Origin of the sequence: Clostridium fungisolvens (genome assembly GCF_014193895.1) — a bacterium.
GTDB lineage: Bacteria > Bacillota > Clostridia > Clostridiales > Clostridiaceae > Clostridium_AR > Clostridium_AR fungisolvens.
On the sequence record NZ_BLZR01000001.1, the window covers coordinates 4,131,249 to 4,158,101 of the forward strand.

Here is a 26,853-nt window from a genome sequence, read left to right on the forward strand (position 1 = left end):
TTACCTAATAATTTATTTTTTAAACTTAGTTCTTTTTTAATTCTTCAATTACTAAGCTTCCCATTTCCTTTGTGCCGACTTTTTTCATGCCTTCGCTGAATATGTCTCCTGTTCTGTATCCAGCTTCAAGTACATTTAGCACAGCTTTTTCAATTTCATCAGCTTCTTCTTGAAGATTGAAGCTGAATCTAAGCATCATTGCTGTAGATAGAATTGTTGCAAGTGGATTTGCGAGTCCCTTCCCTGCTATATCAGGTGCACTTCCATGTATAGGTTCATACATCCCCATGTTGTTTTCTCCAATACTAGCAGAAGGAAGCATTCCTATAGATCCTGTTATCATCGAAGCTTCATCTGATAATATATCTCCAAATAAGTTACTAGTTACTATTACATCAAATTGTCTTGGGTTTCTAACAATCTGCATTGCTGCATTATCAACATACATGTGATTTACAGTAACTTCTGGATAGTCCTTTGCAACTTCCTCAACTACAGTTCTCCATAATCTTGAACTTTCTAATATATTAGCTTTGTCCACACTAGTCAAAAGCTTGTTTCTCTTTAAAGCTATATCAAATGCTGTTTTTACTATTCTTCTTATTTCAGTTACTGAATACTTTTCAGTATCATAAGCATATTGCTCATTATTTTCTTCAAATCTTCCTCTATCTCCAAAGTAGATTCCTCCAGTAAGTTCTCTTACCACTGAAAAATCTATTCCTTCACCAATAACTTCATCCTTTAAAGGTGATGCAGCTCTTAGTGGTGCATAAAGCAGTGCCGGTCTTAAGTTACAGTAAAGTCCTAAACCTCCTCTAAGTCCTAAAAGAGCTTGTTCTGGTCTTTGCTTTGCATTTGGATTATCCCACTTAGGACCACCAACAGCACCTAAAAGCACAGCATCACTTTTTTTACATTCTTCTAAAGTCTCTTCTGGAAGTGGAGTGCCTTTTTCATCCATAGCACAACCTCCAGCTAGTAAAAATTTATATTCAAATTTATGATTATACTTTTCCCCAACTACCTCTAATACTTTTAAAGCCTCATCTACAACTTCTGGTCCTATTCCGTCACCCTTTATTACAGCTATTTTATATGTCAACTTAAATCCCCCTTTTAATGTTCACGCCTATTGCTAAAGCCTTTTAGATTTCTTTAATCTCATTTAATTTAAATTTATGACTTTTTAACTTTTTATAAAGTCAAAGTTTTGTATTTTTAAATACTTATATTCTAAACTTCTTATATTCTTATGTTTATACATTGTTATAAAGCTAACTTCTTAAGTTGTTATATTGTAAACTTCATATATTGTTATATTTTAAAGTTATTATTCATGGTTATTGCTAAGAATAGTTTTTGAATTAATTGGTTATACAGGAGACGCTCTATGAGCGAGCTATTAGAATTAAATGATTTTTTCAGATGGAATGGCGTTAATAAACTGTACTGTTCGAACGTAGTGAGTTTACAGTTTTAGCCATGGAATATGACAAAATCATATTAATTCTTTGCGTAAGCTCATTAAAGCGTTGGATGTATAACCAATTAATTGCTACAATGAACTAAGCACTACGCTTTATTCTTTATATAACCTACTAGCCCGTTATTCTTTATGATTTCCTGCATAAACTCAGGGAATGGCTCTGCTTTGTATTCTTCTTGTTTTGTAAGATTTTTAATTACTCCATCATTAAAATCTATCTCTACTTCGTCACCTGCATCTATACCAGCTACAGCTTCATCACACTCTAATATAGGAAGTCCTATATTGATAGCATTTCTGTAGAAGATTCTTGCGAATGTAGAAGCTATAACGCAGCTTATTCCACTCTCTCTGATTGCTATAGGTGCATGTTCTCTAGAAGAACCACATCCAAAGTTTTTATTGGCAACCATTATATCTCCCTGGTTTACCTTATTAACAAAGTCTGCATCTATATCTTCCATACAATGAGCTGCAAGTTCCTTAAAGTCTGAAGTATTTAGGTATCTTGCTGGTATTATTACATCTGTATCAACATTATCTCCGTATTTAAAAACTCTTCCTCTTGCTTTCATTTTAGCTACTCCTCCTAAACTAATTCTGGGTCAGTTATTACTCCAGTCAATGCTGAAGCTGCTGCTACTGCTGGACTTGCTAGATAAACTTCTGACTCTACATGTCCCATTCTTCCAACAAAGTTTCTATTTGTGGTGGAAACTGCTCTTTCACCTGCTGCTAGTATTCCCATGTGTCCACCAAGACAAGGTCCACAAGTAGGAGTAGAAACAATTGCTCCAGCTTCAATAAAATCCTTTAATAGTCCTTCTTCCATAGCCTGCAAGTAAATCTTTTGAGTTCCTGGGAAAACTATAGTTCTTACATACTTAGCAACCTTTTTACCTCTAAGTATTGAAGCTGCTACTCTTAAATCTTCTAATCTTCCATTTGTACAAGAACCTATAACTACTTGATTTATCTTAACTTCACCAGCTTCATCTACAGTCTTAGTATTTTCAGGTAGATGAGGGAAAGCTACTGTTGGTCTTAAAGTAGATAAATCTATCTCATAAACCTCGTCATATTCAGCATCTTCATCTGGTTCATAAACTTTATATTCTCTTGTAGAATGTTCTTTCATATACTCAACTGTTTTTTCATCCACTGGGAATATTCCATTCTTAGCTCCTGCTTCAATTGCCATGTTTGCCATAGTAAATCTGCTATCCATTGAAAGATACTTAAGTCCATCCCCTGTAAACTCCATTGATTTATACAAAGCTCCATCAACACCTATAAGACCTATGATATGAAGGATTACGTCCTTACCGCTTATCCACTTAGCAGGTTTATTCTTTAATACAAACTTTAACGCTGAAGGAACCTTAAACCAACATTCTCCTGTAGCCATTCCTGCTCCCATATCTGTAGAACCTATTCCTGTTGAAAATGCACCTAATGCCCCATAAGTACAAGTATGTGAGTCAGCTCCTATAACCACATCTCCAGCTACAACTAATCCTTTTTCAGGTATTAGAACATGCTCTATTCCCATCTCACCTATATCAAAGAAGTTTGTTATTTCCTTTTGCTGTGCAAATTCTCTTATAAACTTACATTGCTCTGCTGCTTTTATATCTTTATTTGGTGTAAAATGATCTGGTACTATTGCAATTTTATCTTTATCAAAAACTTCTGAATCACCAAGTTTTTTAAATTCCTTTATAGCCACAGGTGAAGTTATATCATTACCTAAAACCAAATCAAGCTTTGCTTGTATAAGTTGCCCTGCCTTAACTGTTTCAAGCCCTGCATGGCTTGCTAATATCTTTTGAGTCATTGTCATCCCCATTTTAAAAATACCTCCTAAAAATAAGTTCTTACTTTTCTTTCTATATCTTTTATTAGTTTATATTCTATTGAGTCAACTAGAGCTACCCAGCTAGCTTCAATAATATCCTTTGATACCCCAACATTGCTCCATTTTTCTACTCCATCAGTAGATTCTATAAGAACTCTAACCTTTGCCCCTGTATTACTCTCTGAATCTAAGACCCTGACTTTATAGTCTACAAGTCTTACACTTCTAAGCTGAGGGTAAAAAACTTCTAAGGCTTTTCTAAGAGCTTTGTCTAACGCATTTACTGGTCCATCACCTTCCGCTGCAGTGATTTCAGTCTTACCATCAACTGTTATATTTATTAAAGCTGTTGAACTGAAGGTTCCTTTTAAGGAAGGTTGTTCACCTATTATCTTAAAATGATTTAGTTTAAAGAATGGCTCATACTTACCTATAACCTTTCTCATAACTAGTTCAACAGTACCTTCTGCTCCCTCAAACTGATAACCATCAAACTCTAATTCCTTGAGCTTATCAGTTATTATTTTTACTTCTTCACTATCCTTTTTTATATTTGGGAAGATCTTTTGAACTTCTTTCCATATAGTACTTTTTCCACTAACCTCTGAAACTAAAAATCTTCTCTTATTCCCTACAAGCTCAGGCTTTATATGTTCATAAGATTTTGGATCCTTAGCTACTGCATCTATATGCATACCACCTTTATGAGCAAAAGCAGAAGCTCCTACATAAGGGGTATCATCACTTAGCGTTATATTTGATATTTCAGAAATATATCTTGAGATTTTTGTTAGCTTATCTAGATTCTTTATTGCATTAAGTTCATACTCGTATTTACAAATCAGAGTTGGTAAAATCGTAGATAAGTTGGCATTTCCACATCTCTCACCTATACCTATGAAAGTTCCTTGTATGTGGGTAGCCCCCTCTTCAACTGCCATTATTGAATTGGCTACTGCCATCCCCATATCATTGTGACAATGTATCCCCAAGTTATCCCCTAAAACTTTATTAGTTTTACTTACAATCTTAGATATCTCAGAAGGTAAGGTTCCTCCATTTGTATCACATAAAACTACTACTTCTGCTCCGCCTTCCTTTGCAATCTTTAAGGTCTCTAGAGCATATTCCTCATTACTCTTAAAACCATCAAAAAAATGCTCAGAGTCAAAAATCACTTTTTTTCCTTTATCAACTAAAAACTTTATAGAATCATATATCATTGCTAAGTTTTCTTCTAAGGTAGTTTTTAGTATATCCTTCACTTGAAAGTCCCAGGACTTACCGAAAAGCACTATAGTCTCTACTCCTGCATCTAGTAGATCTTTTAAATTTTTATCATCTTCCACCTTACTCCCAGCCCTTCTTGTGCTTCCGAAGGCCACTAGCTTTGCATGATTTAGTTTAATATTCTTCATAGATTTAAATAATTCTAAATCCTTTGGATTTGATCCAGGATTTCCTGCTTCTATAAAATCTATGCCTAAATCATCTAGGCATTTACATATCTTGATTTTATCTTCTAGAGAAAATGAAATCCCTTGTCCTTGTGCCCCATCTCTTAAGGTAGAATCTAAGATATAGATTTTTTTATTCAAAATTCACTCCCCCATTTGATAATTCTCTGTCTTAATTCAAACTTGAACCGTTAACTTTCATTAATTAAAGCCCCTTATATAAATCCCCTTTTTACTGCTTATTGCTTACTACTTATTTTTCATTTTTACGCCCCAATATTTTACCGAAAATTCTTACTATAAATAATTTTCTGACATAGAATTATTAAAGTTCCCCACAAATAGAATCCTTATTGAAATATACAGATTTCATATTACTTTAGTAGTTCTTCTAATACACTAATATATAAGTCTTTAACCTACATACTCCTCTTCGAAGTAGTCTCCATAGGAATTTATATCCTTGCTTCCCCTTTCGATGGCTGTAAGGCCAGTTCTTACAATTTCCTTTACACCATACTCTTCCATCAGTTTTATTAGCGCAGATATCTTACTATCATCTCCAGTAAGTTCTATAGTTAAGGTTTCTGTATCCAAATCTATAACCTTACATCTAAAGATTTTAGCAACATCATTAATCGCTGCTCTTTGTGCTGCATCAGCTTTGACCTTTATCAATACAAGTTCTCTGATAACTGAGTTGTCAGGTGTAAGTTTTATTACTTTAATAACTTCCTGCAGCTTGTTTAGCTGCTTTATGAATTGATCTAAAGTTTCTTCTCCTCCCATAAGAGTTATTGTCATCCTTGCAAAGTCTGGATTTTCCGTTCTACCTACAGATAAACTATCAATATTAAAACCTCTTCTCATAAACAATCCTGAAACTCTACTTAGTACTCCAGCTGTATTCTTTACCAAAACAGATAATACATGTCTCTCCATCGCAACCTCCCATTATATATCTTATTTTCTATTATTAAGTTATATCCCATAGGTTTTTCCATTAAAAAAGGTTAAAAAAATCCCACTCTAATGATATAAATCATTTAAAGTGGGATATGTTATCATCTCCGCCTTATAAAAAAGATATCACCAGGTTCAATCAAACCCTTGCCTATAACGGGGCTTACCGGAAGTTCCTTACTTGCGCCATTGCTTTCAGGTTTCTGCTCAAGAGTGATTGTCACCTAGAAAAAACATCGATTCTCACCTAACCTCGACTCTCTGTGGCTTTTAATACTAAATGACTGTCTCCGTCAACGCATTTATTTTTAACGGGCATATTATCAAATTATTTTCTGAATTTATTATTAATTATGATTTTATTTGTGAAGTTACGATATGTCAATAGTTTTAAAAATTAAATGGCAATATAATATTTATTTACATATTATATTGCCATTTTTATAAATGAATAGGTTTTAAAAATCAATTTAGTTAATTATTTCTAACCTTTAATATCCTCATAGCATTTAGTACTGCGATAAGAGCTACACCAACATCACCAAAAACAGCCTCCCACATATTGGCAATCCCTAGAGCTCCAAGTACTAAAATTACAAGCTTTACTCCTAATGCGAATATTATATTTTGCCAAGCTATAACATTAGTTCTTTTTGCAATATTTATACCCATTGCTATTTTTGAAGGTTCATCTGTCATTATTACCACATCGGCAGCTTCAATTGCAGCATCTGAGCCAACTCCACCCATTGCTATTCCGATATCAGCTCTTGCAAGCACAGGCGCATCATTTATTCCATCACCTACAAAAACTATGGAGTCTTTTTCCTGCTTAGCACTAAATATATTTTCTAATTTTTCTACTTTATCAGCTGGAAGAAGCTCTGAGTATACCTTTTTTATTGATAATTTTTTTGCTACTGCTTCTGCTACCTTTTTGTTGTCACCAGTTAGCATTACAATATCATCAATCCCTAAACTTCTTAACTTATCAATAGCTTCTTTAGAGTCATGCTTTACTTCATCTGCAATCAATATATAACCTGCATATTTTTTATTTACTGCAATATGAATTACCGTACCTATAGCATCATGTACTTCAGTTTCTATAGAGAACTCCTCCATAAGCTTTACATTACCTGCTAAAACCTCTTGTCCATCAAACTTTATCTTTATTCCCCTTCCCGATATTTCTTCAAAGTAATCTATTTTATTTTTATCAATAGTTCTTTCATATTCTCTAACTATAGACACTGCAATTGGATGATTTGAATAGAATTCTGCATAGGCTGCAAACTCGAGCAATTGAGCTTTAGTAAAATCATTTCTACTTTCTAACGCTGATACCTTAAATACACCCTTTGTTAAAGTACCTGTTTTATCAAAAACTACTGTCTTTACTCTGTTTAATGCTTCAAGATAGTTTCCACCCTTAATTAATATCCCTTGCTTTGAAGCAGCTCCTATTCCTCCAAAGAAGGTTAAAGGTATTGAGATAACCAAAGCACAAGGGCAAGAAACAACTAAAAATACAAGTGCTCTATAAATCCATTGTGAAAAACTATGACTTCCAGTGATTATTGGAGGTATAAACGCTAAAGCCAATGCAGCAAAAACCACAGCTGGTGTGTAATATCTAGCAAACTTTGTTATAAACTTTTCAGTTTGTGCCTTTTTATTTCCTGCATTCTCTACAAGATCTAATATCTTAGCTACAGTTGATTCACCATAAGTTTTTGTCACCTTAACTTCTAAAAGACCATTTTTATTTATGGCACCGGAAAGAATATCATCTCCTAGTTTTACTTCTCTAGGTATTGACTCACCAGTTAACGCTGAAGTGTCAACAGATGCTTCTCCTTTTAAAATGATTCCATCTAACGGCACTCTTTCTCCAGCTTTTACTATAATTATATCTCCTACTTCTACACTTTCAGGATCAACCTTTTGTTCTCCTGTAGGAAGCTTTAAATTTGCATAATCAGGCCTTATGTCCATAAGTCCTTGTATTGATTTTCTTGATTTATCAACAGCCATATCTTGAAAAGCTTCTCCTATTTGATAGAACAACATAACTGCTACTGCTTCTGGGAACTCTTTTATTGCAAAAGCTCCAACAGTTGCAAGCACCATTAGGAAGTTTTCATCAAATATCTCGCCTTTTTTAATATTTTTTAAAGCCGATAAAACTATATCTCCTCCAGCTAACACATAGCTGATTAAGAAAATTCCAAGCTCGCCATAGAAACTAAAATCAAATATAAAACCTATGGCGTATAAAACTATAGCAGCTACTATTCTTCCAACTCTAAACTTAGATAACTCACCACCATGTTCATGATCGTGTCCATGATGATGTCCATCTTCTTCATCTTCGTGACTATGCTCATGTTCTGAATGTCCGTGACTATGTCCAGCATGACTATGATCATGACCCTGAGAAGATAAGTGACTTTGATGATTATTAATAGGCTCTTTATGCTTAAGCTTTGCATTTAAATTTTGCCCTCTATGAATTTCATCATGGTGGTCATGCTCTTCGCAGCAACCATCATTGCAAACAGCTATAGCTTTAACTGATTTGCTTACCTTTGCCTTTGTAGCCTTCCTAACTTTAACATGTGGTTCCATCCCCACTACTATATCAGTAACCTTTGAGATTATACTTTCTTTTTGTTCTTCATTCACTGTCATAACTAAAGTTCCGTTAGCAAAATTAACACTTGCTTCCTTCACCTCATCTAATTTATTTATCTTGTCTTCTATCTTGGCTGCACAATTTGCACAATCGAGCCCATCCAGATAGAGCTTTACTTTTTCCATTTAGTTTATCCCCCTTTGCAGAACTTGTGCCTTTTTATCTAAATTTCAAATACTAAATTTAATAACTATAATTTTTACAAACACATTAAGACAGCATCTCTATAGTTATGTTCATTTTAATTTATCTTTCAGTAATATGTTCTAATCCTTGGTTGAATATATTCTTTACATGCTCATCATCTAATGAGTAATAAACTATTTTTCCTTCTCTTCTAGGCTTAACTAATCTTGCATTTTTTAGCACTCTTAGCTGATGTGAAACCGCTGATTGAGTCATCCTTAATAAAGCAGCTATATCACATACGCACATCTCAGCTTCGAAAAGTGCACAAATTATTTTTATCCTTGTACTATCTCCAAAAACCTTAAAAAGCTCCGATAAATCATATAAAGTCTCTTCTTGTGGTATTTTATCATTTACTTCCCTTATAACATCTTCATGTATTATGGTACAATTACAACTTTCAATCTTTTCATTTATCATATAATCACCTCATAATAATTTCCAACAAACACATGAGCAATTGTTCATATGTTAATATTATTATATGCCTTACCTCAATAATGGTCAATTAAAAATAGTAATTATTTTATTTTTTACAATCTAAGTAATAAGCACAAAATAAGTTGCTTTACATATATTAATGTATTTATAATTTATACATAAGAATTTACCAGTACAAATATTAAATGTTTTATTATTTTAGGAGGAGATTATGAGATATTATTTTTTTAGTTACAGAGTGGTAAATCCTCTAGGTGAGTATTTTGAAAGTGCTGTATGCGATAAGCACCCTTTTGAAAAAATTAAAGAGATGAGAAAGTCTACAGACGAATATGATTTTACCCTTTTATTCTTTACCGAAATATCTGGTGAAGAATACAAAAGTTTTTAAAAACTTACAAAATGTTTAACAATAAAAGAGATTTCAAAATAGTTCCCTATGCTATTTTGAAATCTCTTTTACATTACGCTATAAATACAAATAAAAAATTAAAGACGGCTAAAATACTACACTAATCCCATTCCCCAATTGGATCTATCATATATTCCCCTCCTCATTACCTTAATTTAATAATAATTATTTTTACATATTTTGTAAATAGGTGTTCATGAAATTGTATTTTTATGGTAAAATTTTTATTAGCGGCTGTTTTTCGAATAAAACCACTAATCTGGTCATATATTTCTAACCTAAATATATTCTAAAGGAAGATATAAAATGCGTTTTAAATTATATGATTCTAAAATTGATGAAATTTTAATAGAAAATGATGATTTAGCATACTTAGTAGAAAGTGAAGAGAATTCTCTGTCCTTTTATGTAAATCTAGGGGATGAACTTAACTCAAAGGGGAAGATCTATTACTCCTATATATGCTTTTCTAAAGCCTATAAACTCGAAAGTAACTGTGATGATAATCTAAAGGCAAAGATTGCAATATGCTTAAGCACCTTAGCATTGAAGCTTAATAAGGTATGTGAAGCAAAAGAAATATTGGCAGAGACCTTAAATAACGATTTAAATATCTGCAGTTCTAAGAAAGGTAAACTACTTTTAAATTATATATTAGTTTTAAAAATTGAAGGAAGCCTTGATGATGCACTAGAAAATATCCTTCTATTCGAGAGTAATTTCGACATAAATGACTTTAATTCCTTTAGTTTAATAACCTTAAAAGCCAACATACTTAAGGAAAAAGGACTTTTAGATAATGCTGTCAGTATACACAAGCTTCTTGTGACTTCAAGTGATAAACTAGAAAATAAACTTGTTGCTTCATGTAATCTTCTTGATATATATATGGAATGTGAAGACTTAACAAAAATTAAAGAACTCTTAGCTAAATATGAAACTCTAGTGTTGGAATATATAAACTTAGACAATAAATTCTACGAAACAGAGATATATTTTACTCTTTTTAAAAGCTATGATTTTATTAATGACCAGAATAAAGCTATAAAATTCTACAAACTAACTTACGACAGCGCTGTTTGCCATAATGATTATAAAACAATAGATAAATGTATAAATTCAACATACTATTCCAATATTTTAAGTAAGTAGTAAAGTCACTGAAGTTACCGTCTTCAGTGAGTTTTTACGCACCTATCTTTCCTAAAACATCAAAAAAAGAGATTGTACTAAAAACTATTTAAATAGCTTTAGAACAATCTCATAAATTACAGCTTACTATATACCCAATTATGTCCAAGAAGAACTTTTTGTTCAGTTATCTCATTTTCCTTTAACTGATTTGCTGCTTCTTTAAAGCATCCTGCCAAATTATCAACCACATGAGCATCACTATTTATGTTCATAGGTATATCTAGTTCCTTGCATCTTTTTATAATCCATTCACTTGGATAATACTCTGATATATATCCCCTAGTTACGCCACCAGTATTCACCTCAACAATGAGGTCATTTTCTTTTATTACCTTTAAGGTCTTTTCAACCTGTTCCACATATTTTGGATTATCTTCTTTAAAGAATAAATTCTTTTTATTAAACTTCTTTATTAAATCCAGATGTCCAATTATATCTGGTTTACTGCTTTCTGCCATTTCTCTAATAAAGCCATAATAAGCCTCAACAAATTTATAAGAATCTCCATCGTACCCTTTTTCGATTATAGCCCTTAGCTCATCTTCATTGTAATCTACAGTTAAATATTCTCCAGTATCTTTTATAGGCATGAAATGAACGGATCCTATACAATAATCCAATGAAATAGTTTTATATATTTCATCCCCTGGTCCCATGATACTCTTTATATAATCAATCTCTAGTCCCAGGTAAATTTCTATCTTATCCTTATATTTTTCTTTCAATCCCAGTATTTCTTCAACATATTTAGATAAGTCTTCTTGCTTCATCGTCCATTCGTTAGGTATAGCTACAGGTGCATGACTAGAAAAACCTATGGCCTTGAATCCTAATTCAATAGCTCTTTTAACATAATCTTCTGGCTCACCTTTTCCATCACAATAGTGGTTGTGCATGTGATAATTAAATAGATCCATCATTCTCCCTCCCTTATATTTACTTCTACTAGTTCGTTTATTGTTTATCCAATAAATCTTATGTTTATTATATATTATAAAAAGAACCTCAAGCTAGATATTTTATGCTTAAAAATTAATAAAAAAATAAAGCTAGAAGGAACATATATGTTCTTTCTAGCTTCATTTTAAAAATTAATCTTAGCTTTGAAGTGGATTATCGACTCCTTGAGTTGTAAATGTTCCCCCACTTATAGTTTTACTACCTGTTCCAAATGTCGGAACTATAATTGCTCCTAATAAAATAACAATAAAAATAACTTTTGCAACTTTATTTTTCATTCCCATTACCCCCATTTATTAACTATGTTACTATTATAATACATATAATATACTTTTGCATTATATTTTAATGGATTTAACAATAATTAATTTATCAGCAAAGTTTGTAATCTATTCAATAAAGCAAGAGCTTTGTTACTATCATTTTGTTTTATAGCAACTTCAATAAGCTTGTAAAGAGCATAACTTTTACCATTCTCTACTTCATGGTCATCTAAAATCTCTAAAAATCTATTCATCACTTCTTCTATTTTACTTAATTCTTCTCTAGACTCATAGGCCTTTACTATATCTCTATAGTTCTCAAAAAGCATATCAAATCTTTTATACTGCTCTGCCAGGCTAATTGCTAGCTCGAAAATCATTAAACATTCATCATAAAGCCCTTGCTTAAAAAAAACTTTTGCTTTTGTATTTAAAGTATTCGCTAGAGTATTCTTACTAACTTTATTCTTTAACTTTTGTGCTTCACTAATATACTGTAAGCTTTCATTATACCTACCCATATTGTAATAAAATTCACCTATATTATTATATGAATAAGCCAATAGCACATCATTTCTCTCTTTATTATCCTTATTATCTTCAATTATTTTAAGATGCTCTTTTATGGCTTCTTCTTGTCTTCCAATATAATACAATGAATTTGCTCTTGTCATTCTAGCATCCGTTACAACATCTCGCTGTAATTTGTTATCATTATTAAGCATATCCTTATCTATATTGACCATAACTTCATCTATAAGTTCTATACATTTTTCGTATTTTTGAGTATAGTAGTATGATATCGCTAGGTTAATGCTGGCCCTAAAAAAATATATCGAATCATCAACTAACTTAGCGTAAAATATTGCCTGCTTATAGTAAAAAACAGATTCTTCTTGTTCATTTCTATGAGCCTTACAATTACCTAAAATATTATAGATATATACTTGAGATGCATCATCCTTCAATTCTTTATATTTACCTAATGCATAACTAAAAGACTCGAAGGCTTTAGCATATTCTTTTTCAGAAAAATACTTTTCTCCATCTAACTTGTATACTGTAGCCAATAAATCATCTAAACTATACTTTTTACCAATCTCTATAAGCTCTTCAAGCTTTTTATGATCATTTTCATTCTTCAATTCATTTTCAATATAATATCTAGCATCTTCTTCTGGTTGTCTTGAAAAATACTCATCGTCTAAATTTAAGTTTACAGAAATTCTTTTTGCTATTTCATTAAATCTTTCTGCAAGATGCTTAGAACTTGCCTTGCTTACATTTCTCTTACCGCTCTCCATCATACTGATGAAAGCTCTAGTCATGTTAACCCCCTCTAGTGCGGCTTGATTAACTCTGAACTTTTTTCTCATACGTCTTATCTTTTCACTTGGATTGTAAAACTCCAAATTAATCCCCCCTTAGCCAACAATTGCCTAATCACTTATATACTATTAATTATAACTGCTTTTAAATAAAAAATCATAAAAATATATGAAAAAATGTTAATTTCTTGGGGATAATTCATTTATCCACTTGTATTTTTTTGTCACTCCGATCACCATCATATTTCAACAATTGTAAAATACAGCTAAAATCAACTTCTTTGTTACTAAAGTTACTAAGAGTTGTAATCTTTTTAGCAACATTATTTTAAATTTAAAAAATCTCTGAAGCGAAAAAGTTCTAGCTATATATAAATATAGCTAGAACTTTTAAATAAACTAGTATCTTATGTCCAACCTTGCTCCTCTGCCATTACTCCACTTTTGTTTTTGCTTGGTTCTTCTATTGTGGTAGGAAATCTACTTTTAGCCCATTGATTCTGTGTTTTTGTACCATTCTTTTTAAAAGTCTTTTCTGTGTACACTCTTCTATGTCTACTATTCATTACTAGCACCTCCACAAATTTTTTAGTTTATGGCGTCTAGATGCATATTACGATAAAGCTTTATGCTGTGAACACATAGAACCTCTCACTATACAATAAAGTTAGATCTAAGATGCATCTTTGGCTTTGGAAAGATACTACACTCCAGCTTTTCATAACATTCACTACATAAAACTACTAATGAAAGCTCTGAATTTTAAAATACTTCTGGAATGTTATATATATATTATGCTACAGATTAAAAGTATTATAATGATGACTTTTTATTAAAAACTCCATATGATAGCAATATAGTAAATCGGTTTTTGCCTACTCTTTTTTATCTATTTATAATCTAAATTGTCTCTTTATACCGTGGAAATATAGGTGCATACCTTATATTTTGTAACAATTTTATATATACATATTCGTATCAATTAGAAAAACTTAGATTAATATAATTATATTCATAATGATACACAATATCGTCATCTTTGTTAACATAAAGTTTTCTTTAGTTTTTTTAACTCACTTTTCTCAAATTCGCCTCTGATTAATCCTTCTAATAATGATTTTAAAAAATAAAAGAAGAAAACTTCATATTATCGACATTAGCTTTTTTTGTAGAAATGAACCACAACTTGTAGTACTTGTAACATTGCATATCCTTTATATTTATACAATAAAATTGTAAAACTTTAATTATTAGATATTAATTATAAAGTTTCTTCTAATAATATACAGCATATTTAACCATCTATGAATTAAATCCATTGTTTTGCAAATTTCCATGCAAACACCCAAAATACAACAAGATCTTAAACTTTTGCGAAACAAGAAATACTTTGTCGAAATATTATGTTTTACAGGTAGGAATAAAAAGAAGTAAAAATATTAAACCAAGTTACTTTATTATACAAAGTATATTTTTTAACTTTAAGTTTCAAACCAAATTTCAAAATTTATGAAGTTAAAAGATTGATTGAAATTTATTAAAAATTAAAAACATTCTATTATCTCAACTGCTGTGCTTTGTTATACTTTTATCTTGACTTGTTGCATATCGTATATTATAGTAAAGTACGTAATTATATAATTTAATAAAGACAGTTCGTAACCATCCTGTCTATAAACAAAACTAGGACGTATACTACCCGTCTAGGTAGTGTTTTTTGTTTATGGGCTTTTTACGCCTTTTTTTAAACTATAAAGTATGTCATAGGATTTTACGAAAAACTTAGCTTATATATGTTGCATTCTAGAATTTTTAAGTTCTGAATCAATATGCATAAGTTAATAAAGTTTAGTAAAATCCTTTTTTTATTTTTTAGCAAGGCTATGTTCAACACAAGGTTTTAACAGAGCCTTCAGTAATATGGTTCGAGTTGTATAAGTTAAGGGGGATTTAAAATTAAGAAGATAGGTTTGACAACAACAGTTCCTATAGAAGTTCTTATTGCTGCTGGATACACGCCAGTAGATTTGAATAATGTTTTTGTAGTGTCTGATAACTATTTAAAATATATAGATATGGCTGAAAAAGATGGCTTTCCAAAAAGTATGTGCACTTGGATTAAAGGCCTCTATGGAGCTTGCTTAGAAAACGGTATAAAAGAAGTAATTGGCGTTATGGAAGGTGACTGCTCCAATACCAAGGCTTTAATTGAAGTTCTTCAATTAAAAGGAATAAAGGTACACCCTTTCTCTTTTCCTCATAGCCACACCTTAGAAGATGTTGAAAGAGAAATAAAGAAGCTTATGGATCACTTCAATGTTGAAGAATCAGAAGTTGAAACTGTTAGAAAAAGATTAAATGAAGTTAGAGCTCTTGGAAAAGAAATAGATGAGTTAACTTATATAGACTGTAAAGCCAATGGATTTGAAAACCATCTTCATCAAGTTAGCTTAAGTGATTTTAACGGTGATATTGATGTATTTGAAGCTGATTTAAAGAAAGCAATAAATGAAATAAAAACAAGGGAATCTATAAATAAAAAGCTTCGTCTTGGCTATATAGGGGTTCCTCCAATGACTGCTGATATATATGACTTTGTTGAAAACTTTAATGCTCATTTTGTATATAATGAGGTTCAAAGAGAATTTGCTTTCCCTAGGGGAATAGAAGCCAAAAATATCTACGAGCAGTATTATGACTATACTTACCCTTATAACACTGAATTTAGAATTTTAGAACTAAAAAAACAAGTCGAAGAAAGAAAGCTAGATGGAATAATCCACTACACTCAAGCTTTCTGCTACAGAGCTGTTGAAGATATTATTATAAAGAATAAACTTGATATCCCTATATTGAATATCGAAGGTGATAAGTTAAATACTCTAGATGCAAGAACTAAGCTTAGATTAGAGGCTTTTCTTGATATGCTATTGGATTTAAAGGAGGCTAACTAATGAGGATTCTAGGTATAGATCTTGGAAGTAGAGAAGTTAAAATTGTAGTTATGGAAGACAACACCCTAGTTATAAAGAAAAAAATCAGTACCATGAGATTTTATAGAGATTACTGCCACATGGACGGTAAAATAGTGGTTGATTTAGATAAATTAGATATTGGCCACTTCGATAAAGCTGTATCCACTGGTTATGGAAAGAATAACACAGATTTAAAACTATTTACTCAAATAAATGAAATAAAAGCTCATGCTTACGGAGCAATCTATCAGAGTTCTTTAAAGGATTTTATACTATTAGATGTTGGCGGGCAGGATGTTAAGATCGTCAAGATAGAAAAGGGCTTAACTACAGACTTGGAACTTAATGAAAAATGTGCTGCTTCCTGTGGAAGATACTTAGAAAACATGGCAAATGTTCTTGAAATCTCTTTCGAAGAAATGAGCAAGTATTCGGAAAATCCTGTGGATCTTAATTCTACTTGTGCTGTATTCTCAGAGTCAGAGCTTATAGGAAAAATTGCCGAAGGTGTCGCAGTAGAAAGATTATGTGCTGGGGTTAACTACTCAATGTACAAAAGATTACGTCCTCTTTTAAGTAACTTTAGAGGTGATAAATTGGTTTTAACAGGTGGAGTTGCTAACAACTCTGCTATAAAAGGTTACTTAAAGAATGATTACGAAGAAATAATTTCTGTAGAAGAACCTCAGTTTAATGGAGCTATTGGCTGTTGTTACTACGGAAGTAAGTTTTTGAAATAGATTAGGAGGAAGAACATGTATACTTTAAAAACAGAACACAGTTTTGACAGTGCCCACTTTCTTTCAAGGTACGAAGGAAAATGCGCAAATATTCATGGTCATAGATGGAAGGTTGAAATTGAAGTCCAGGCTGAAACTCTAGTGACTGACGGTCAGCTTAAAGGAATGGTAATTGATTTCGGAGATTTAAAAAAAGATGTTAAAGCTATGGTTGATTATTACGATCATGCTTTGATAATAGAAAAAGGATCTATTAGAGAAGAGACATTATGCTGTCTAAAGAAAGACGGTTTTAAGATAATAGAGATGAATTTCAGAACAACAGCAGAGAACTTTGCAGCTTTCTTTTATACAACGATGAAGGAAAAAGGCTACGACGTAAAGAGTGCTACAGTTTATGAAACACCTACAAATAGTGCTAGATACGAGGAAAGTGGGGTTAACTAATATGAATTTCAAAGTTGTTGAAAAGTTTGTAAGTATAAATGGTGAAGGTCGTAGATGTGGACAATTAGCTATTTTTATAAGATTTGCAGGCTGTAATTTAAATTGCAGCTATTGTGATACAACTTGGGCTAATGAAAAAAACGCTCCCTATGATCTTATGTCTTCAGAAGAAATATATAACTATATAAAATCTACAGAAGTTAAAAATATAACATTAACTGGTGGTGAACCACTTCTTCAAGAAGGAATAATTGAACTACTAGAACTAATAGCTAAAGATAAAGAACTTCATGTTGAAATCGAAACAAATGGTAGTGTACTGCTTGATACTTTCTCAAAAATCTACAATCCACCTAGTTTTACTATGGATTATAAGCTTCCATCAAGTAATATGGAAAAACAAATGAACTTAGATAACTTTAAATTTCTAACTAAAAACGACACAGTAAAATTTGTTTCTGGAAGTATTGAAGATTTAGAAAAAGCTAAAGAAATAATTGATAGATATGATTTAGTTGAAAAGACAAGCGTATATATTAGTCCTGTATTTGGACAAATTTCCTTAGATAATATTGTAGAGTTTATGAAGGATAACAAAATGAATGGTGTTAATCTTCAAGTTCAGCTTCACAAAATAATTTGGGAACCATCAAAGAGAGGGGTATAATATATGGCAATTGATATAAAAGCAATTGAAGAACATATAAGAGGTATTTTAATAGCCCTTGGCGATGATCCTGAAAGAGAAGGTTTAAAGAATACACCAAAGCGTGTGGCTAAAATGTATGAAGAGGTTTTTAATGGTATGAACTATACCAATGATGATATTGCTTCTATGTTCAATGTTACTTTTGAAGATGATTTAGATGTAAGGAGCAATAATAATGACTTAGTTTTTATGAAAGATATAGAGATCTTTAGTCACTGCGAACACCACTTAGCTTTAATGTACAATATGAAAGTCGCAGTAGCTTATGTTCCTAACAAAAAAGTGATAGGTTTAAGTAAAATAGCCAGAATTGCTGACATGGTGGGAAAAAGACTTCAACTTCAAGAAAGAATCGGAACTGATATCGCTGAAATTCTTCAAAAAATAACTGAATCAGAAGATGTAGCTGTAATAATCCAAGGTGAACATGGCTGCATGACTACTAGAGGGATAGAGAAACCTGGAACTAAAACTATAACAACTACCCTACGAGGTAGATTTAATACTGATCCAATTTTAAATAATAAGCTTATGATGCTTTATACTAAGTAAAAAAATAAAATTAAGAGGATGGTGCAATTATGAATAAGAAAAAAGCAGTAGTGGTATTTAGTGGCGGACAAGATAGTACAACTTGTTTATTTTGGGCAAAGAAAAAATTTGAAGAAGTTATAGCAGTTTCTTTTGATTACAATCAAAAGCACAAATTAGAATTAGAATGTGCAAAGGATATATGTAAAAAACATGGCATCGAACATCATATCCTAGATCTTAATCTATTAAACCAATTAGCTCCTAACTCATTAACTAGACAAGACATAACTGTTGATAAAAATGCACCTACTGAAGGACTTCCTAATTCCTTTGTAGATGGAAGAAACTTATTATTCTTAACATTTGTAGCTGTGTTTGCAAAACAAAGAGGAATAAATACAATTATAACTGGTGTTTCTCAAAGTGATTTCAGCGGATATCCAGATTGCAGAGATGTATTTATAAAATCCCTAAACGTAACTTTAAACTTAGCTATGGATTATCAATTTGAGATTTTTACACCATTAATGTGGATTAATAAAGCTGAGACTTGGAAGATGGCTCATGATCTAGGGGTTTTAGATATAGTAAAAAACGAAACCTTAACTTGCTATAACGGAGTTAAAGGAAATGGCTGCGGAGAGTGCCCTGCTTGCAAGCTTAGAAAAAATGGATACTTAGAGTTTAAGAATAACTTTTTATAAAAAACTCCTGCATAACCACTTAATTTCAGTACTCTACTCGAACATAACACTTTAGTAAGAGAGATTCAAATATTCAAAAAGCTTACACTATTTTATTTTTAGTGTAAGCTTTTTTATTTTGGCACATTGTATATGCTTCAATAAAACTAAAGTGTAACTCTTCACTAACTTGTTAAAAATTTAACTTGACTTAATAGACAGAACGGTCTATTATATGAATTGTAAGATATATTTCTAATTAGGAGATAAAACCATGGTTAAGAACACAAAAGGTGAACAATCTAAAAATAACTTAATTGAATGCGCAGCTAATTTATTTATACAAAAAGGCTATAATGCTACTGGAATAAACGACATCTTGGAAGGTACGGGATTACCTAAAGGCTCCTTCTATTTTCACTTTAAAAGTAAAAAAGATCTAGCTATAAGTGTTTCTGATTATTTTGAAAGAAAAATTGGTGAGATGGTATTAAATTCTGCCAAGGGCAATCAGTGGGAAGCTTTTATAAAAACTCTAACATCTACAATGATCTCTGGTGCAGAAAACAACAAGCATTTTGGATGCCCTTTTGCAGTACTAGGACTTGAGATAGCATTTTCTGAACCAGATCTTGCAGAATACTATACTAAGTCAATGAATAACTTAATTTATGTATTCGCTGAGGTTCTTAGATTTTCTAAAGTTCCTGAAGAAAAAGTTCTTACTCTATCCAACCGTGCATTTGCTATATACGAAGGATATTTGGTGTATTATCGTTTAAGCAAAGATATAAATACATTAAGAAGAATGTCAGATGATCTAATTTCAATCTATAAAGACTAAAGAAACTCTCTTTAATCTTCATATAAATATACATAAGATTTATTAATTGGCTCTCAGTAATTTGGGTGCTAATTAATTTCGCAACAATAGACAGACCAGTCTATTATGATTGACGTAATTTTATCCTAGTTTCAATATTATAAAAAAATAAACTTTTGGAGGTATCTTATTATGAAAGATGTAGTAATCGTTAGTGCTGTAAGAACTGCTATAGGAGCATACGGAAAAACTCTTAAGGATGTTCCTGCTGTTGATTTAGGAGCTGTTGTAATAAAGGAAGCTGTAAAAAGAGCCGGAATAAAACCTGAATTAATTAGCGAAGTTATATTTGGTAATGTTCTTCAAGCTGGTCTTGGACAAAACCCAGCAAGACAAGCTGCTGTAAAAGCAGGTTTACCAGTAGAAATTCCAGCCTTAACACTTAATAAAGTTTGCGGTTCTGGTTTAAGAAGCATAAGCCTTGCTGCACAAATAATTAAAGCTGGTGATGCTGAAGTTATAGTTGCTGGTGGTATGGAAAGCATGTCTGCAGCTCCATTCATACTTGAGAACGCAAGATGGGGTTACAGAATGGGACACAATGACTTAGTAGATGAAATGATCAGAGATGGGCTATGGGATGCCTTTAATGATTATCATATGGGAGTAACTGCTGAAAATGTAGCAGAACAATGGAATGTTACTAGAGAAGAACAAGATGAATTCTCTCTTTCTTCCCAGAAAAAAGCTGAGGAAGCTATTAAGAGTGGACAATTTAAAGAAGAAATAGTTCCAGTTGTTATAAAAACTAAAAAAGGTGAAATCATATTTGATACAGATGAATTTCCTAGATTCGGCAACACTATAGAAGCTCTAGCTAAACTTAAACCAATCTTTAAGGAAAATGGTACTGTAACTGCTGGTAATGCTTCAGGGCTTAATGATGGTGCTGCTGCTCTAGTTATAATGAGTGCTGATAAAGCTAAAGAATTAGGAATAAAACCTCTTGCTAAAATAGCATCTTATGGTTCTGCAGGACTTGATCCAGCAATAATGGGTTATGGTGCCTTCTATGCAACAAAAGCAGCTTTAGATAAGGTTAATTTAAAAGCAGAAGATCTAGATTTAATTGAAGCTAATGAAGCTTATGCATCACAAAGCATAGCTATCGCTAAAGATTTAAACCTTGATGTGAGTAAAGTAAATGTCAACGGTGGTGCCATAGCTCTAGGACATCCAATTGGAGCTTCAGGTGCAAGAATACTAGTTACACTATTACATGCTATGAAAAATAGAGATGCTAAAAGAGGTCTAGCAACTTTATGTATAGGTGGCGGACAAGGAACTGCAATGATTGTAGAAAGAGAATAAAACATCCATATATTAAATCAATTATATAAATCCACTTATTTAATTGATTTATGGATGTACCACTTCGTAATAAAATTTATTAATTTTAAAAACTAAAATTTAATAATACCCACAAATAATTTCAAATTAGATTAATATTTAAAAGCACATATTTATTTTAAATCAATATATGTGCTTTTTTATACTTTCAATTCAATTATCAATTTTAGTATGTCAAAGAATCATAAATCGCATGTCATTCGAACAATTATAAATTAAATCTCCTGTATGAGTTCTTTATTCAATTATTGTAAGTCCCCATCTTTTTAATTCTATAAACACAGTTTCTAAGTTTCTTCCTTTTTCAGTTAGCTTATATTCTACCTTAGGAGGAATCTCCGGGTATACTATCCTATCCACCAATCCCACTTTTTCTAATTCTCTAAGCCTTACAGATAAGGTCTTTGGGCTTATTCCATCTAGTGACCGTACTAAATCACCAAATCTCATGGTTCCATCTATTAGTAAATCTCTTATTATTAAAAACGTCCACTTACTTCCTATTATATCTATTGCTGCTTCTATTGGACATTTATCTGAAGAATTTCCTCGTTCCAATTTAATTTCAGACATATTTATCCCCCTCATGTCTTGATTCATCATATTACTTACTTTTTTGAAATTATATGATTATAATATCACTACTTCCTAAAATATAGTATATATACTATAATAACATTATTCAATAACTTTATATAAAGGAGATGAAATATATGAATATTTTTAGTAAGTATGACTTAAAGAATACTACTTTAAAAAACAAAATTGTAATGCCACCTATGTGTATGTATTCTGCAGATAATGATGGTAAAGCTAATGACTTTCACTACAATCATTATATAACTCGAGCAATAGGTGGAGTGGGCTTCATTATTGTAGAAGCTACTGGCATAACTGAAAATGGAAGAATATCAGATAATGACTTAGGCATTTGGGATGATTCTCATATTGACGGATTAAAAACTATTGTTGAGGGTGTAAAAAAATATGGCTCTAAAATAGCTATACAACTGAATCATGCAGGTAGAAAATATACAGGAAATTTTAGCGAAGCAGTTGCTCCAAGTAAAATTGGATTTGATGAAGACAGTATACTTCCTAGAGAATTAACTAAGAACGATATAAAAGAAATCATAACAAAGTTTAAAGAAGCTGCTCAAAGGGCTGATAAAGCTGGGTTTGATGCAATTGAAATACATGGAGCTCATGGTTATTTAATACATCAATTCTTATCACCACTTTCAAATCTAAGAACAGATGAGTATGGTGGTAGTGTTAAAAACAGAACTAAGTTCCTTAAAGAAATACTACAGGCTATTAAAGAAGTCTGGCCAGAAAATAAAGCAATTTCACTTAGAGTATCATCAGATGATTATACTACAGATGGCATAACCTTAGATGATATGATTGAAATAATAAACGAAGTTAAAAAATATATTGATATAGTCCATGTAAGCACTGGTGGATTAGTTCCAGCAAAAATAGCTGTATACCCTGGGTACCAAGTTAATTATTCAAATGAAATTAGAAACAAATGCAACATACCAACTATAGCTGTTGGCTTAATAACAGATCTTAATATGGCAGAAGAAATAGTATCTAATAAAAGAGCTGACTTAGTTGCAATCGGAAGAGAACTTTTAAGGAATCCTTTCTTAATATTAAATGATGCCAGAGACAAAAACTTAGATATTGATTATCCTAAGCAGTACCTTAGAGCTTTTAAGTAACATAAAAACACTTCATCTTCTGATTTTAGAAATGAAGTGTTTTCACATCATTTATCATCATTAATAATTAAAATTTATCCACAACTATGGTAATATAATCCACTATTCTTCCCCCTAAAAAATAGAACCTTGTGACTAATTTTCATTAATCCCAAGGTTCTATTTTACATAGTATACTTTAATATTCTTTAAGAACAGACTTATTTATTTACTTGCCATCAATTTAACCATAACTGCCTTTTGTGCATGAAGTCTATTTTCTGCTTCCTCGAATATTTCTTTTTCATGTAACTCAAGTATATCTTCTGTTATCTCCTCACCTCTATGAGCAGGAAGACAATGTAGAACCATAGCGTCTTTCTTAGCTATTCCCATAAGATCGCTATTTACCTGATAACCCTTAAATGCTTCTTTTCTCTTATTTGTTTCATCCTCTTGGCCCATACTAGTCCAGACATCTGTAATAACTACATCAGCATCTTTAACTACATCCAATGGATTACTTGCAAAAGTCACGGTTCCTTTTGAAGTTTCCTCTATTTCCTTCACACTTTTTATAACATGTTCAGGTGGTTCATAGCCATTTGGTGTAGCGATTCCTATACTCATACCTACTTTTAAACATCCAACCATCAATGAGTTTGCCATATTGTTTCCGTCTCCAATAAAAGCAACCTTAAGACCTTCAAACTTTCTTTTAAATTCTTTTATTGTAAGTAAATCAGCTAAAACCTGACATGGATGCTCTTCATCCGTAAGTCCATTTATAACAGGGACTCTTGAATACTCTGCTAGATCTTCAACATCTTTTTGGGAGAAGGTCCTTATCATTATTCCATCCACATATCTTGATAGAACTCTAGCTGTATCCTTTATTGGTTCTCCTCTTCCAAGTTGTATATCATGTGAACTTAGGAATAAGGCTGATCCACCTAGTTGATACATACCAACCTCAAAGGATACACGAGTTCTTGTAGAGGATTTTTCAAATATCATTCCTAAAGTCTTTCCTTTTAATAGATGATCATGAGGTATGCCATGCTTTGTTTCATACTTAAGCTGTTCCCCAAGTTCTAGTATTTCCATTATTTCTTCTTTTGTATAATCATTTAGCTTTAGTAAATGCTTATTCTCCATAACTCTTCCCCCTAAGATATTTTTATTTATATATCAATAATTTAGTGATTCTTTGCGAAGCTCATTAAAGTATTCAATGTATGACACCTAAATTTCAACTCAACCGTTAAATGTAGCCTTAATTTTGTACTAAAAGCATTCTTTAAGAACTTCTAATCCAGCTTTTATTTCTTCTTCAGTTATAGTTAATGGTGGAAGAAGTCTTAGAACCTTTGCTCCTGCAGTAAGAGTCAATATTCCTTTAGCTAAAGCTTTTTCTTGAACATCTTTACTCTCACCTTCAAGTTCAATACCTAACATAAGTCCTTTTCCTCTAACTTCTTTTACTGCTGGAATATTAAAACCTTCTATTATGTTCTTTATAAGTTCACCTTTTTTCGCAACTTCATCTATAAACCCTTCACTGGTTACCACATCAAGAACTACACTTGCACCTTTAAGAGCTACTGGGTTTCCTCCAAAAGTTGATCCATGATCTCCCTTTTTGAATACTCCAGCAGTTTTTTCACCAGCTAAGATTGCTCCGATAGGAAGTCCGCCACCTAATCCCTTAGCTAGGGTTACTATGTCTGGTTCTACATTAAAATGCTCAAATCCAAAGAACTTTCCTGTTCTTCCTACTCCACACTGAACCTCATCAAATATTACTAACACATCTTTTTCTTTGCATAACGCAACTGCGTCTTTTACAAAGCTCTCATCCAAAGGATATACTCCGCCTTCACCTTGTATAGCTTCCATCATTACAGCACATACAGTTCCATCAAGCTGTTCCTTTAAGGCTTCTATATTGTTTTTTTCTACATATACGAATCCTTCTGGAAATGGGAAGAAGTAATTATGGAATTTTTCTTGTCCTGTTGCCTTTAGTGCAGCAAGAGTTCTTCCATGAAAAGATTGCTTTAAAGAGACTATCTTTCCTCTTCCTTCACCATATTTATCAAAGCTATATTTTCTTGCAAGCTTTATAGCACCTTCATTTGCTTCTGCTCCAGAGTTAGCAAAGAAGACTTTCTTTAACTTACTTGCTTTTATTAGTTTTTCTCCAGCTTCTATAGCTACTGGATTGAAAAATATATTTGAAGTATGCAGAAGCAAATCAATTTGATCCTTTAACCCCTTCTTTAATTGTTCATTCCCATAACCTAAAGAAGATACCCCTATACCACTTGTAAAATCTATATATTTTTTCCCTTCAGAATCTATAAGACAATTACCTTCACCTTTAACAAGAGCTATAGGTAATTGACCATAGGTATCCATGAAGAACTCATTCCATTTCTCTTTAAAATCCATTTTTATTACACCTCCTATTTACTTTAAGACTCTGTTAAATCGAAATCATGTTAATTCAATGAGTCTTAGAAAGATCTAACTACTATATTGTTAATTAATAATATTCACCGTCACTTTATTTCAGCTATGTGTTATATTAGTGAATCATGGTACCTATACCTTCATCTGAGAACAACTCTATAAGAACAGAATGTGGCATTCTTCCATCTAGTATATGAACTCTCTTAACTCCATTTCTAATACTCTCAACACAACTGTTTATCTTAGGTATCATTCCTCCGCTTATTATCTTTTCCTCCATAAGCTCCGGAATCTCTCCCACTCTTATATCTGAAATAAGTGTTTCTTCTGAACTCGGATCTCTTAAAAGACCAGGTACATCAGTAAGAAGTATGAGTTTTTCTGCTTTTAGAGCCGAAGCTACTTTAGCTGCAGCTATATCACCATTTATGTTATAAGCTTTTCCATCTTCACCTATGCCAATAGTTGCTATTACGGATATATATCCTTGTTTTAAACTGTTATCTATTACTTCTGTATTTACTTTCTTTACTTCTCCTACGAAGCCTAAATCTTCTTCACTTTTTACCTTTTCAGTTATAAGCATATTTCCATCTATGCCACATAATCCGATAGCTTTTCCACCTAAAGAATTTATAAGGAATACAAGCTCTTTATTTACTTTGCCTGCAAGCACCATTTGCACTATATCCATGGTTTCTTCATCGGTGTATCTTAAACCGTTTATAAACTTTGGCTTTTTCCCCATTTTTTCTAGGAATACATTTATCTCTGGACCACCGCCATGTACCAAAACAACATTTATTCCAACACAACTCATAAGTATCAAGTCATTTATAACCGCTTCTTTAAGAGTCTTGTTCTTCATTGCACTTCCACCATATTTTATTACTATAGTCTTGCCATAATATTCTTTTATATATGGAAGCGCCTCTATAAGGGTATTGGCCTTCTTAAAATCTATACTGCTCATAGTTGCCACCTCTTTATAATAATAAGTTCTAACTATACTTGTATTGATTATTGAAATTAAGGTTTTACTACAGGAGATGCTATATGAACAAGCTTATTTAAGCATCGGATGCAGTGACACCTT

26 protein-coding genes are annotated in these 26,853 nt (G+C 31.9%); 11 read left to right on the forward strand and 15 right to left on the reverse strand.

Annotation, left to right across the window (positions count from 1 at the left end):
• Window positions 1-25: 25 nt before the first annotated feature.
• The 7 genes from leuB to bsdtw1_RS18305 all read right to left on the reverse strand — a co-directional run bounded on the left by leuB (window position 26) and on the right by bsdtw1_RS18305 (window position 9,074).
• Window positions 26-1,105: a 3-isopropylmalate dehydrogenase gene (gene leuB / locus bsdtw1_RS18275; protein WP_183278959.1), complete on the reverse strand. Its 1,080-nt coding sequence runs from the start codon at window positions 1,103-1,105 to the stop codon at window positions 26-28.
• 470 nt (window positions 1,106-1,575) lie between these two features.
• Window positions 1,576-2,064: a 3-isopropylmalate dehydratase small subunit gene (gene leuD / locus bsdtw1_RS18280; protein WP_183278960.1), complete on the reverse strand. Its 489-nt coding sequence runs from the start codon at window positions 2,062-2,064 to the stop codon at window positions 1,576-1,578.
• Between the two features lie 14 nt (window positions 2,065-2,078).
• Window positions 2,079-3,338, reverse strand: coding sequence for a 3-isopropylmalate dehydratase large subunit (gene leuC, locus bsdtw1_RS18285; protein ID WP_183278961.1), 1,260 nt, complete (start codon window positions 3,336-3,338; stop codon window positions 2,079-2,081).
• 14 nt (window positions 3,339-3,352) lie between these two features.
• Complete coding sequence (cimA, locus tag bsdtw1_RS18290; RefSeq protein ID WP_183279847.1) at window positions 3,353-4,948, reverse strand: citramalate synthase; 1,596 nt, start codon at window positions 4,946-4,948, stop codon at window positions 3,353-3,355.
• A gap of 270 nt (window positions 4,949-5,218) precedes the next feature.
• Window positions 5,219-5,746, reverse strand: a complete 528-nt coding sequence (ilvN, locus tag bsdtw1_RS18295) for an acetolactate synthase small subunit (RefSeq protein ID WP_183278962.1) — start codon at window positions 5,744-5,746, stop codon at window positions 5,219-5,221.
• Window positions 5,747-6,241: 495 nt separating this feature from the next.
• A complete protein-coding gene (locus tag bsdtw1_RS18300) occupies window positions 6,242-8,590 on the reverse strand; it encodes a heavy metal translocating P-type ATPase (protein WP_183278963.1) in 2,349 nt (782 codons plus the stop codon).
• Between the two features lie 121 nt (window positions 8,591-8,711).
• The gene (locus bsdtw1_RS18305; protein ID WP_183278964.1) at window positions 8,712-9,074 is read right to left on the reverse strand and encodes an ArsR/SmtB family transcription factor; all 363 of its coding nucleotides are present in this window, start codon (window positions 9,072-9,074) and stop codon (window positions 8,712-8,714) included.
• Between the two features lie 232 nt (window positions 9,075-9,306).
• Here bsdtw1_RS18305 and bsdtw1_RS18310 point away from each other — a divergent pair, with 232 nt between their 5' ends.
• Window positions 9,307-9,486, forward strand: a complete 180-nt coding sequence (locus bsdtw1_RS18310) for a hypothetical protein (RefSeq protein WP_183278965.1) — start codon at window positions 9,307-9,309, stop codon at window positions 9,484-9,486.
• 327 nt (window positions 9,487-9,813) lie between these two features.
• Complete coding sequence (locus tag bsdtw1_RS18315; RefSeq protein ID WP_183278966.1) at window positions 9,814-10,659, forward strand: hypothetical protein; 846 nt, start codon at window positions 9,814-9,816, stop codon at window positions 10,657-10,659.
• A gap of 116 nt (window positions 10,660-10,775) precedes the next feature.
• Here bsdtw1_RS18315 and hisJ read toward each other — a convergent pair whose 3' ends face one another.
• The 4 genes from hisJ to bsdtw1_RS18335 form a co-directional block, all read right to left on the reverse strand.
• Entirely contained in the window at window positions 10,776-11,618 is an 843-nt protein-coding gene (gene hisJ, locus bsdtw1_RS18320) for a histidinol-phosphatase HisJ (RefSeq protein WP_183278967.1), read from the reverse strand.
• 180 nt (window positions 11,619-11,798) lie between these two features.
• Window positions 11,799-11,939 carry a hypothetical protein gene (locus bsdtw1_RS18325; RefSeq protein ID WP_183278968.1) on the reverse strand — a complete coding sequence of 47 codons (141 nt, stop codon included), beginning with the start codon at window positions 11,937-11,939 and terminating at the stop codon, window positions 11,799-11,801.
• 86 nt (window positions 11,940-12,025) lie between these two features.
• Window positions 12,026-13,336 carry a helix-turn-helix transcriptional regulator gene (locus bsdtw1_RS18330; protein WP_183278969.1) on the reverse strand — a complete coding sequence of 437 codons (1,311 nt, stop codon included), beginning with the start codon at window positions 13,334-13,336 and terminating at the stop codon, window positions 12,026-12,028.
• 323 nt (window positions 13,337-13,659) lie between these two features.
• The gene (locus tag bsdtw1_RS18335) at window positions 13,660-13,818 is read right to left on the reverse strand and encodes a hypothetical protein (protein ID WP_183278970.1); all 159 of its coding nucleotides are present in this window, start codon (window positions 13,816-13,818) and stop codon (window positions 13,660-13,662) included.
• A gap of 1,389 nt (window positions 13,819-15,207) precedes the next feature.
• Here bsdtw1_RS18335 and bsdtw1_RS18340 point away from each other — a divergent pair.
• From bsdtw1_RS18340 to bsdtw1_RS18375, 8 genes are all read left to right on the forward strand, one after another.
• Window positions 15,208-16,206 carry a 2-hydroxyacyl-CoA dehydratase family protein gene (locus tag bsdtw1_RS18340; protein ID WP_183279848.1) on the forward strand — a complete coding sequence of 333 codons (999 nt, stop codon included), beginning with the start codon at window positions 15,208-15,210 and terminating at the stop codon, window positions 16,204-16,206.
• Entirely contained in the window at window positions 16,206-16,967 is a 762-nt protein-coding gene (locus tag bsdtw1_RS18345; RefSeq protein ID WP_183278971.1) for an acyl-CoA dehydratase activase, read from the forward strand. Before bsdtw1_RS18340 ends, bsdtw1_RS18345 begins: the two co-directional genes overlap by 1 nt.
• A gap of 15 nt (window positions 16,968-16,982) precedes the next feature.
• Window positions 16,983-17,414, forward strand: coding sequence for a 6-carboxytetrahydropterin synthase QueD (gene queD / locus bsdtw1_RS18350; RefSeq protein WP_183278972.1), 432 nt, complete (start codon window positions 16,983-16,985; stop codon window positions 17,412-17,414).
• A 1-nt stretch (window position 17,415) separates the two neighbouring features.
• Window positions 17,416-18,081 carry a putative 7-carboxy-7-deazaguanine synthase QueE gene (gene queE, locus bsdtw1_RS18355; protein WP_183278973.1) on the forward strand — a complete coding sequence of 222 codons (666 nt, stop codon included), beginning with the start codon at window positions 17,416-17,418 and terminating at the stop codon, window positions 18,079-18,081.
• 3 nt (window positions 18,082-18,084) lie between these two features.
• Complete coding sequence (gene folE, locus bsdtw1_RS18360; protein WP_183278974.1) at window positions 18,085-18,675, forward strand: GTP cyclohydrolase I FolE; 591 nt, start codon at window positions 18,085-18,087, stop codon at window positions 18,673-18,675.
• Between the two features lie 29 nt (window positions 18,676-18,704).
• A complete protein-coding gene (gene queC / locus bsdtw1_RS18365) occupies window positions 18,705-19,361 on the forward strand; it encodes a 7-cyano-7-deazaguanine synthase QueC (protein WP_183278975.1) in 657 nt (218 codons plus the stop codon).
• Between the two features lie 253 nt (window positions 19,362-19,614).
• The gene (locus tag bsdtw1_RS18370) at window positions 19,615-20,184 is read left to right on the forward strand and encodes a TetR/AcrR family transcriptional regulator (protein WP_183278976.1); all 570 of its coding nucleotides are present in this window, start codon (window positions 19,615-19,617) and stop codon (window positions 20,182-20,184) included.
• A 171-nt stretch (window positions 20,185-20,355) separates the two neighbouring features.
• Complete coding sequence (locus tag bsdtw1_RS18375; RefSeq protein ID WP_183278977.1) at window positions 20,356-21,534, forward strand: acetyl-CoA C-acetyltransferase; 1,179 nt, start codon at window positions 20,356-20,358, stop codon at window positions 21,532-21,534.
• 276 nt (window positions 21,535-21,810) lie between these two features.
• On the opposite strand, the gene bsdtw1_RS18380 is transcribed toward bsdtw1_RS18375, so the two are convergent.
• A complete protein-coding gene (locus tag bsdtw1_RS18380) occupies window positions 21,811-22,146 on the reverse strand; it encodes a winged helix-turn-helix transcriptional regulator (RefSeq protein ID WP_183278978.1) in 336 nt (111 codons plus the stop codon).
• A 140-nt stretch (window positions 22,147-22,286) separates the two neighbouring features.
• On the opposite strand from bsdtw1_RS18380, the gene namA reads away from it, so the two are divergent.
• Entirely contained in the window at window positions 22,287-23,303 is a 1,017-nt protein-coding gene (namA, locus tag bsdtw1_RS18385) for an NADPH dehydrogenase NamA (RefSeq protein ID WP_183278979.1), read from the forward strand.
• Window positions 23,304-23,507: 204 nt separating this feature from the next.
• Here the strand turns inward: namA and argF are convergent, their stop codons facing one another.
• The 3 genes from argF to argB form a co-directional block, all read right to left on the reverse strand.
• Complete coding sequence (gene argF, locus bsdtw1_RS18390) at window positions 23,508-24,440, reverse strand: ornithine carbamoyltransferase (RefSeq protein WP_183278980.1); 933 nt, start codon at window positions 24,438-24,440, stop codon at window positions 23,508-23,510.
• A 129-nt stretch (window positions 24,441-24,569) separates the two neighbouring features.
• The gene (locus bsdtw1_RS18395) at window positions 24,570-25,742 is read right to left on the reverse strand and encodes an aspartate aminotransferase family protein (RefSeq protein WP_371874761.1); all 1,173 of its coding nucleotides are present in this window, start codon (window positions 25,740-25,742) and stop codon (window positions 24,570-24,572) included.
• Window positions 25,743-25,872: 130 nt separating this feature from the next.
• Window positions 25,873-26,730, reverse strand: a complete 858-nt coding sequence (gene argB, locus bsdtw1_RS18400; RefSeq protein ID WP_183278982.1) for an acetylglutamate kinase — start codon at window positions 26,728-26,730, stop codon at window positions 25,873-25,875.
• Between the last annotated feature and the right edge of the window lie 123 nt (window positions 26,731-26,853).

Coding starts and splice junctions, on each gene's coding strand:
- leuD (WP_183278960.1), bottom strand. CDS start 2,064: ATGAAAGCAAGAGGAAGAGTTTTTAAATACGGAGATAATGTTGATACA.
- leuC (WP_183278961.1), bottom strand. CDS start 3,338: ATGGGGATGACAATGACTCAAAAGATATTAGCAAGCCATGCAGGGCTT.
- ilvN (WP_183278962.1), bottom strand. CDS start 5,746: ATGGAGAGACATGTATTATCTGTTTTGGTAAAGAATACAGCTGGAGTA.
- bsdtw1_RS18300 (WP_183278963.1), bottom strand. CDS start 8,590: ATGGAAAAAGTAAAGCTCTATCTGGATGGGCTCGATTGTGCAAATTGT.
- bsdtw1_RS18305 (WP_183278964.1), bottom strand. CDS start 9,074: ATGATAAATGAAAAGATTGAAAGTTGTAATTGTACCATAATACATGAA.
- bsdtw1_RS18310 (WP_183278965.1), top strand. CDS start 9,307: ATGAGATATTATTTTTTTAGTTACAGAGTGGTAAATCCTCTAGGTGAG.
- bsdtw1_RS18315 (WP_183278966.1), top strand. CDS start 9,814: ATGCGTTTTAAATTATATGATTCTAAAATTGATGAAATTTTAATAGAA.
- hisJ (WP_183278967.1), bottom strand. CDS start 11,618: ATGGATCTATTTAATTATCACATGCACAACCACTATTGTGATGGAAAA.
- bsdtw1_RS18325 (WP_183278968.1), bottom strand. CDS start 11,939: ATGAAAAATAAAGTTGCAAAAGTTATTTTTATTGTTATTTTATTAGGA.
- bsdtw1_RS18335 (WP_183278970.1), bottom strand. CDS start 13,818: ATGAATAGTAGACATAGAAGAGTGTACACAGAAAAGACTTTTAAAAAG.
- bsdtw1_RS18345 (WP_183278971.1), top strand. CDS start 16,206: ATGAGGATTCTAGGTATAGATCTTGGAAGTAGAGAAGTTAAAATTGTA.
- queD (WP_183278972.1), top strand. CDS start 16,983: ATGTATACTTTAAAAACAGAACACAGTTTTGACAGTGCCCACTTTCTT.
- queE (WP_183278973.1), top strand. CDS start 17,416: ATGAATTTCAAAGTTGTTGAAAAGTTTGTAAGTATAAATGGTGAAGGT.
- folE (WP_183278974.1), top strand. CDS start 18,085: ATGGCAATTGATATAAAAGCAATTGAAGAACATATAAGAGGTATTTTA.
- queC (WP_183278975.1), top strand. CDS start 18,705: ATGAATAAGAAAAAAGCAGTAGTGGTATTTAGTGGCGGACAAGATAGT.
- bsdtw1_RS18370 (WP_183278976.1), top strand. CDS start 19,615: ATGGTTAAGAACACAAAAGGTGAACAATCTAAAAATAACTTAATTGAA.
- bsdtw1_RS18375 (WP_183278977.1), top strand. CDS start 20,356: ATGAAAGATGTAGTAATCGTTAGTGCTGTAAGAACTGCTATAGGAGCA.
- bsdtw1_RS18380 (WP_183278978.1), bottom strand. CDS start 22,146: ATGTCTGAAATTAAATTGGAACGAGGAAATTCTTCAGATAAATGTCCA.
- namA (WP_183278979.1), top strand. CDS start 22,287: ATGAATATTTTTAGTAAGTATGACTTAAAGAATACTACTTTAAAAAAC.
- argF (WP_183278980.1), bottom strand. CDS start 24,440: ATGGAGAATAAGCATTTACTAAAGCTAAATGATTATACAAAAGAAGAA.
- argB (WP_183278982.1), bottom strand. CDS start 26,730: ATGAGCAGTATAGATTTTAAGAAGGCCAATACCCTTATAGAGGCGCTT.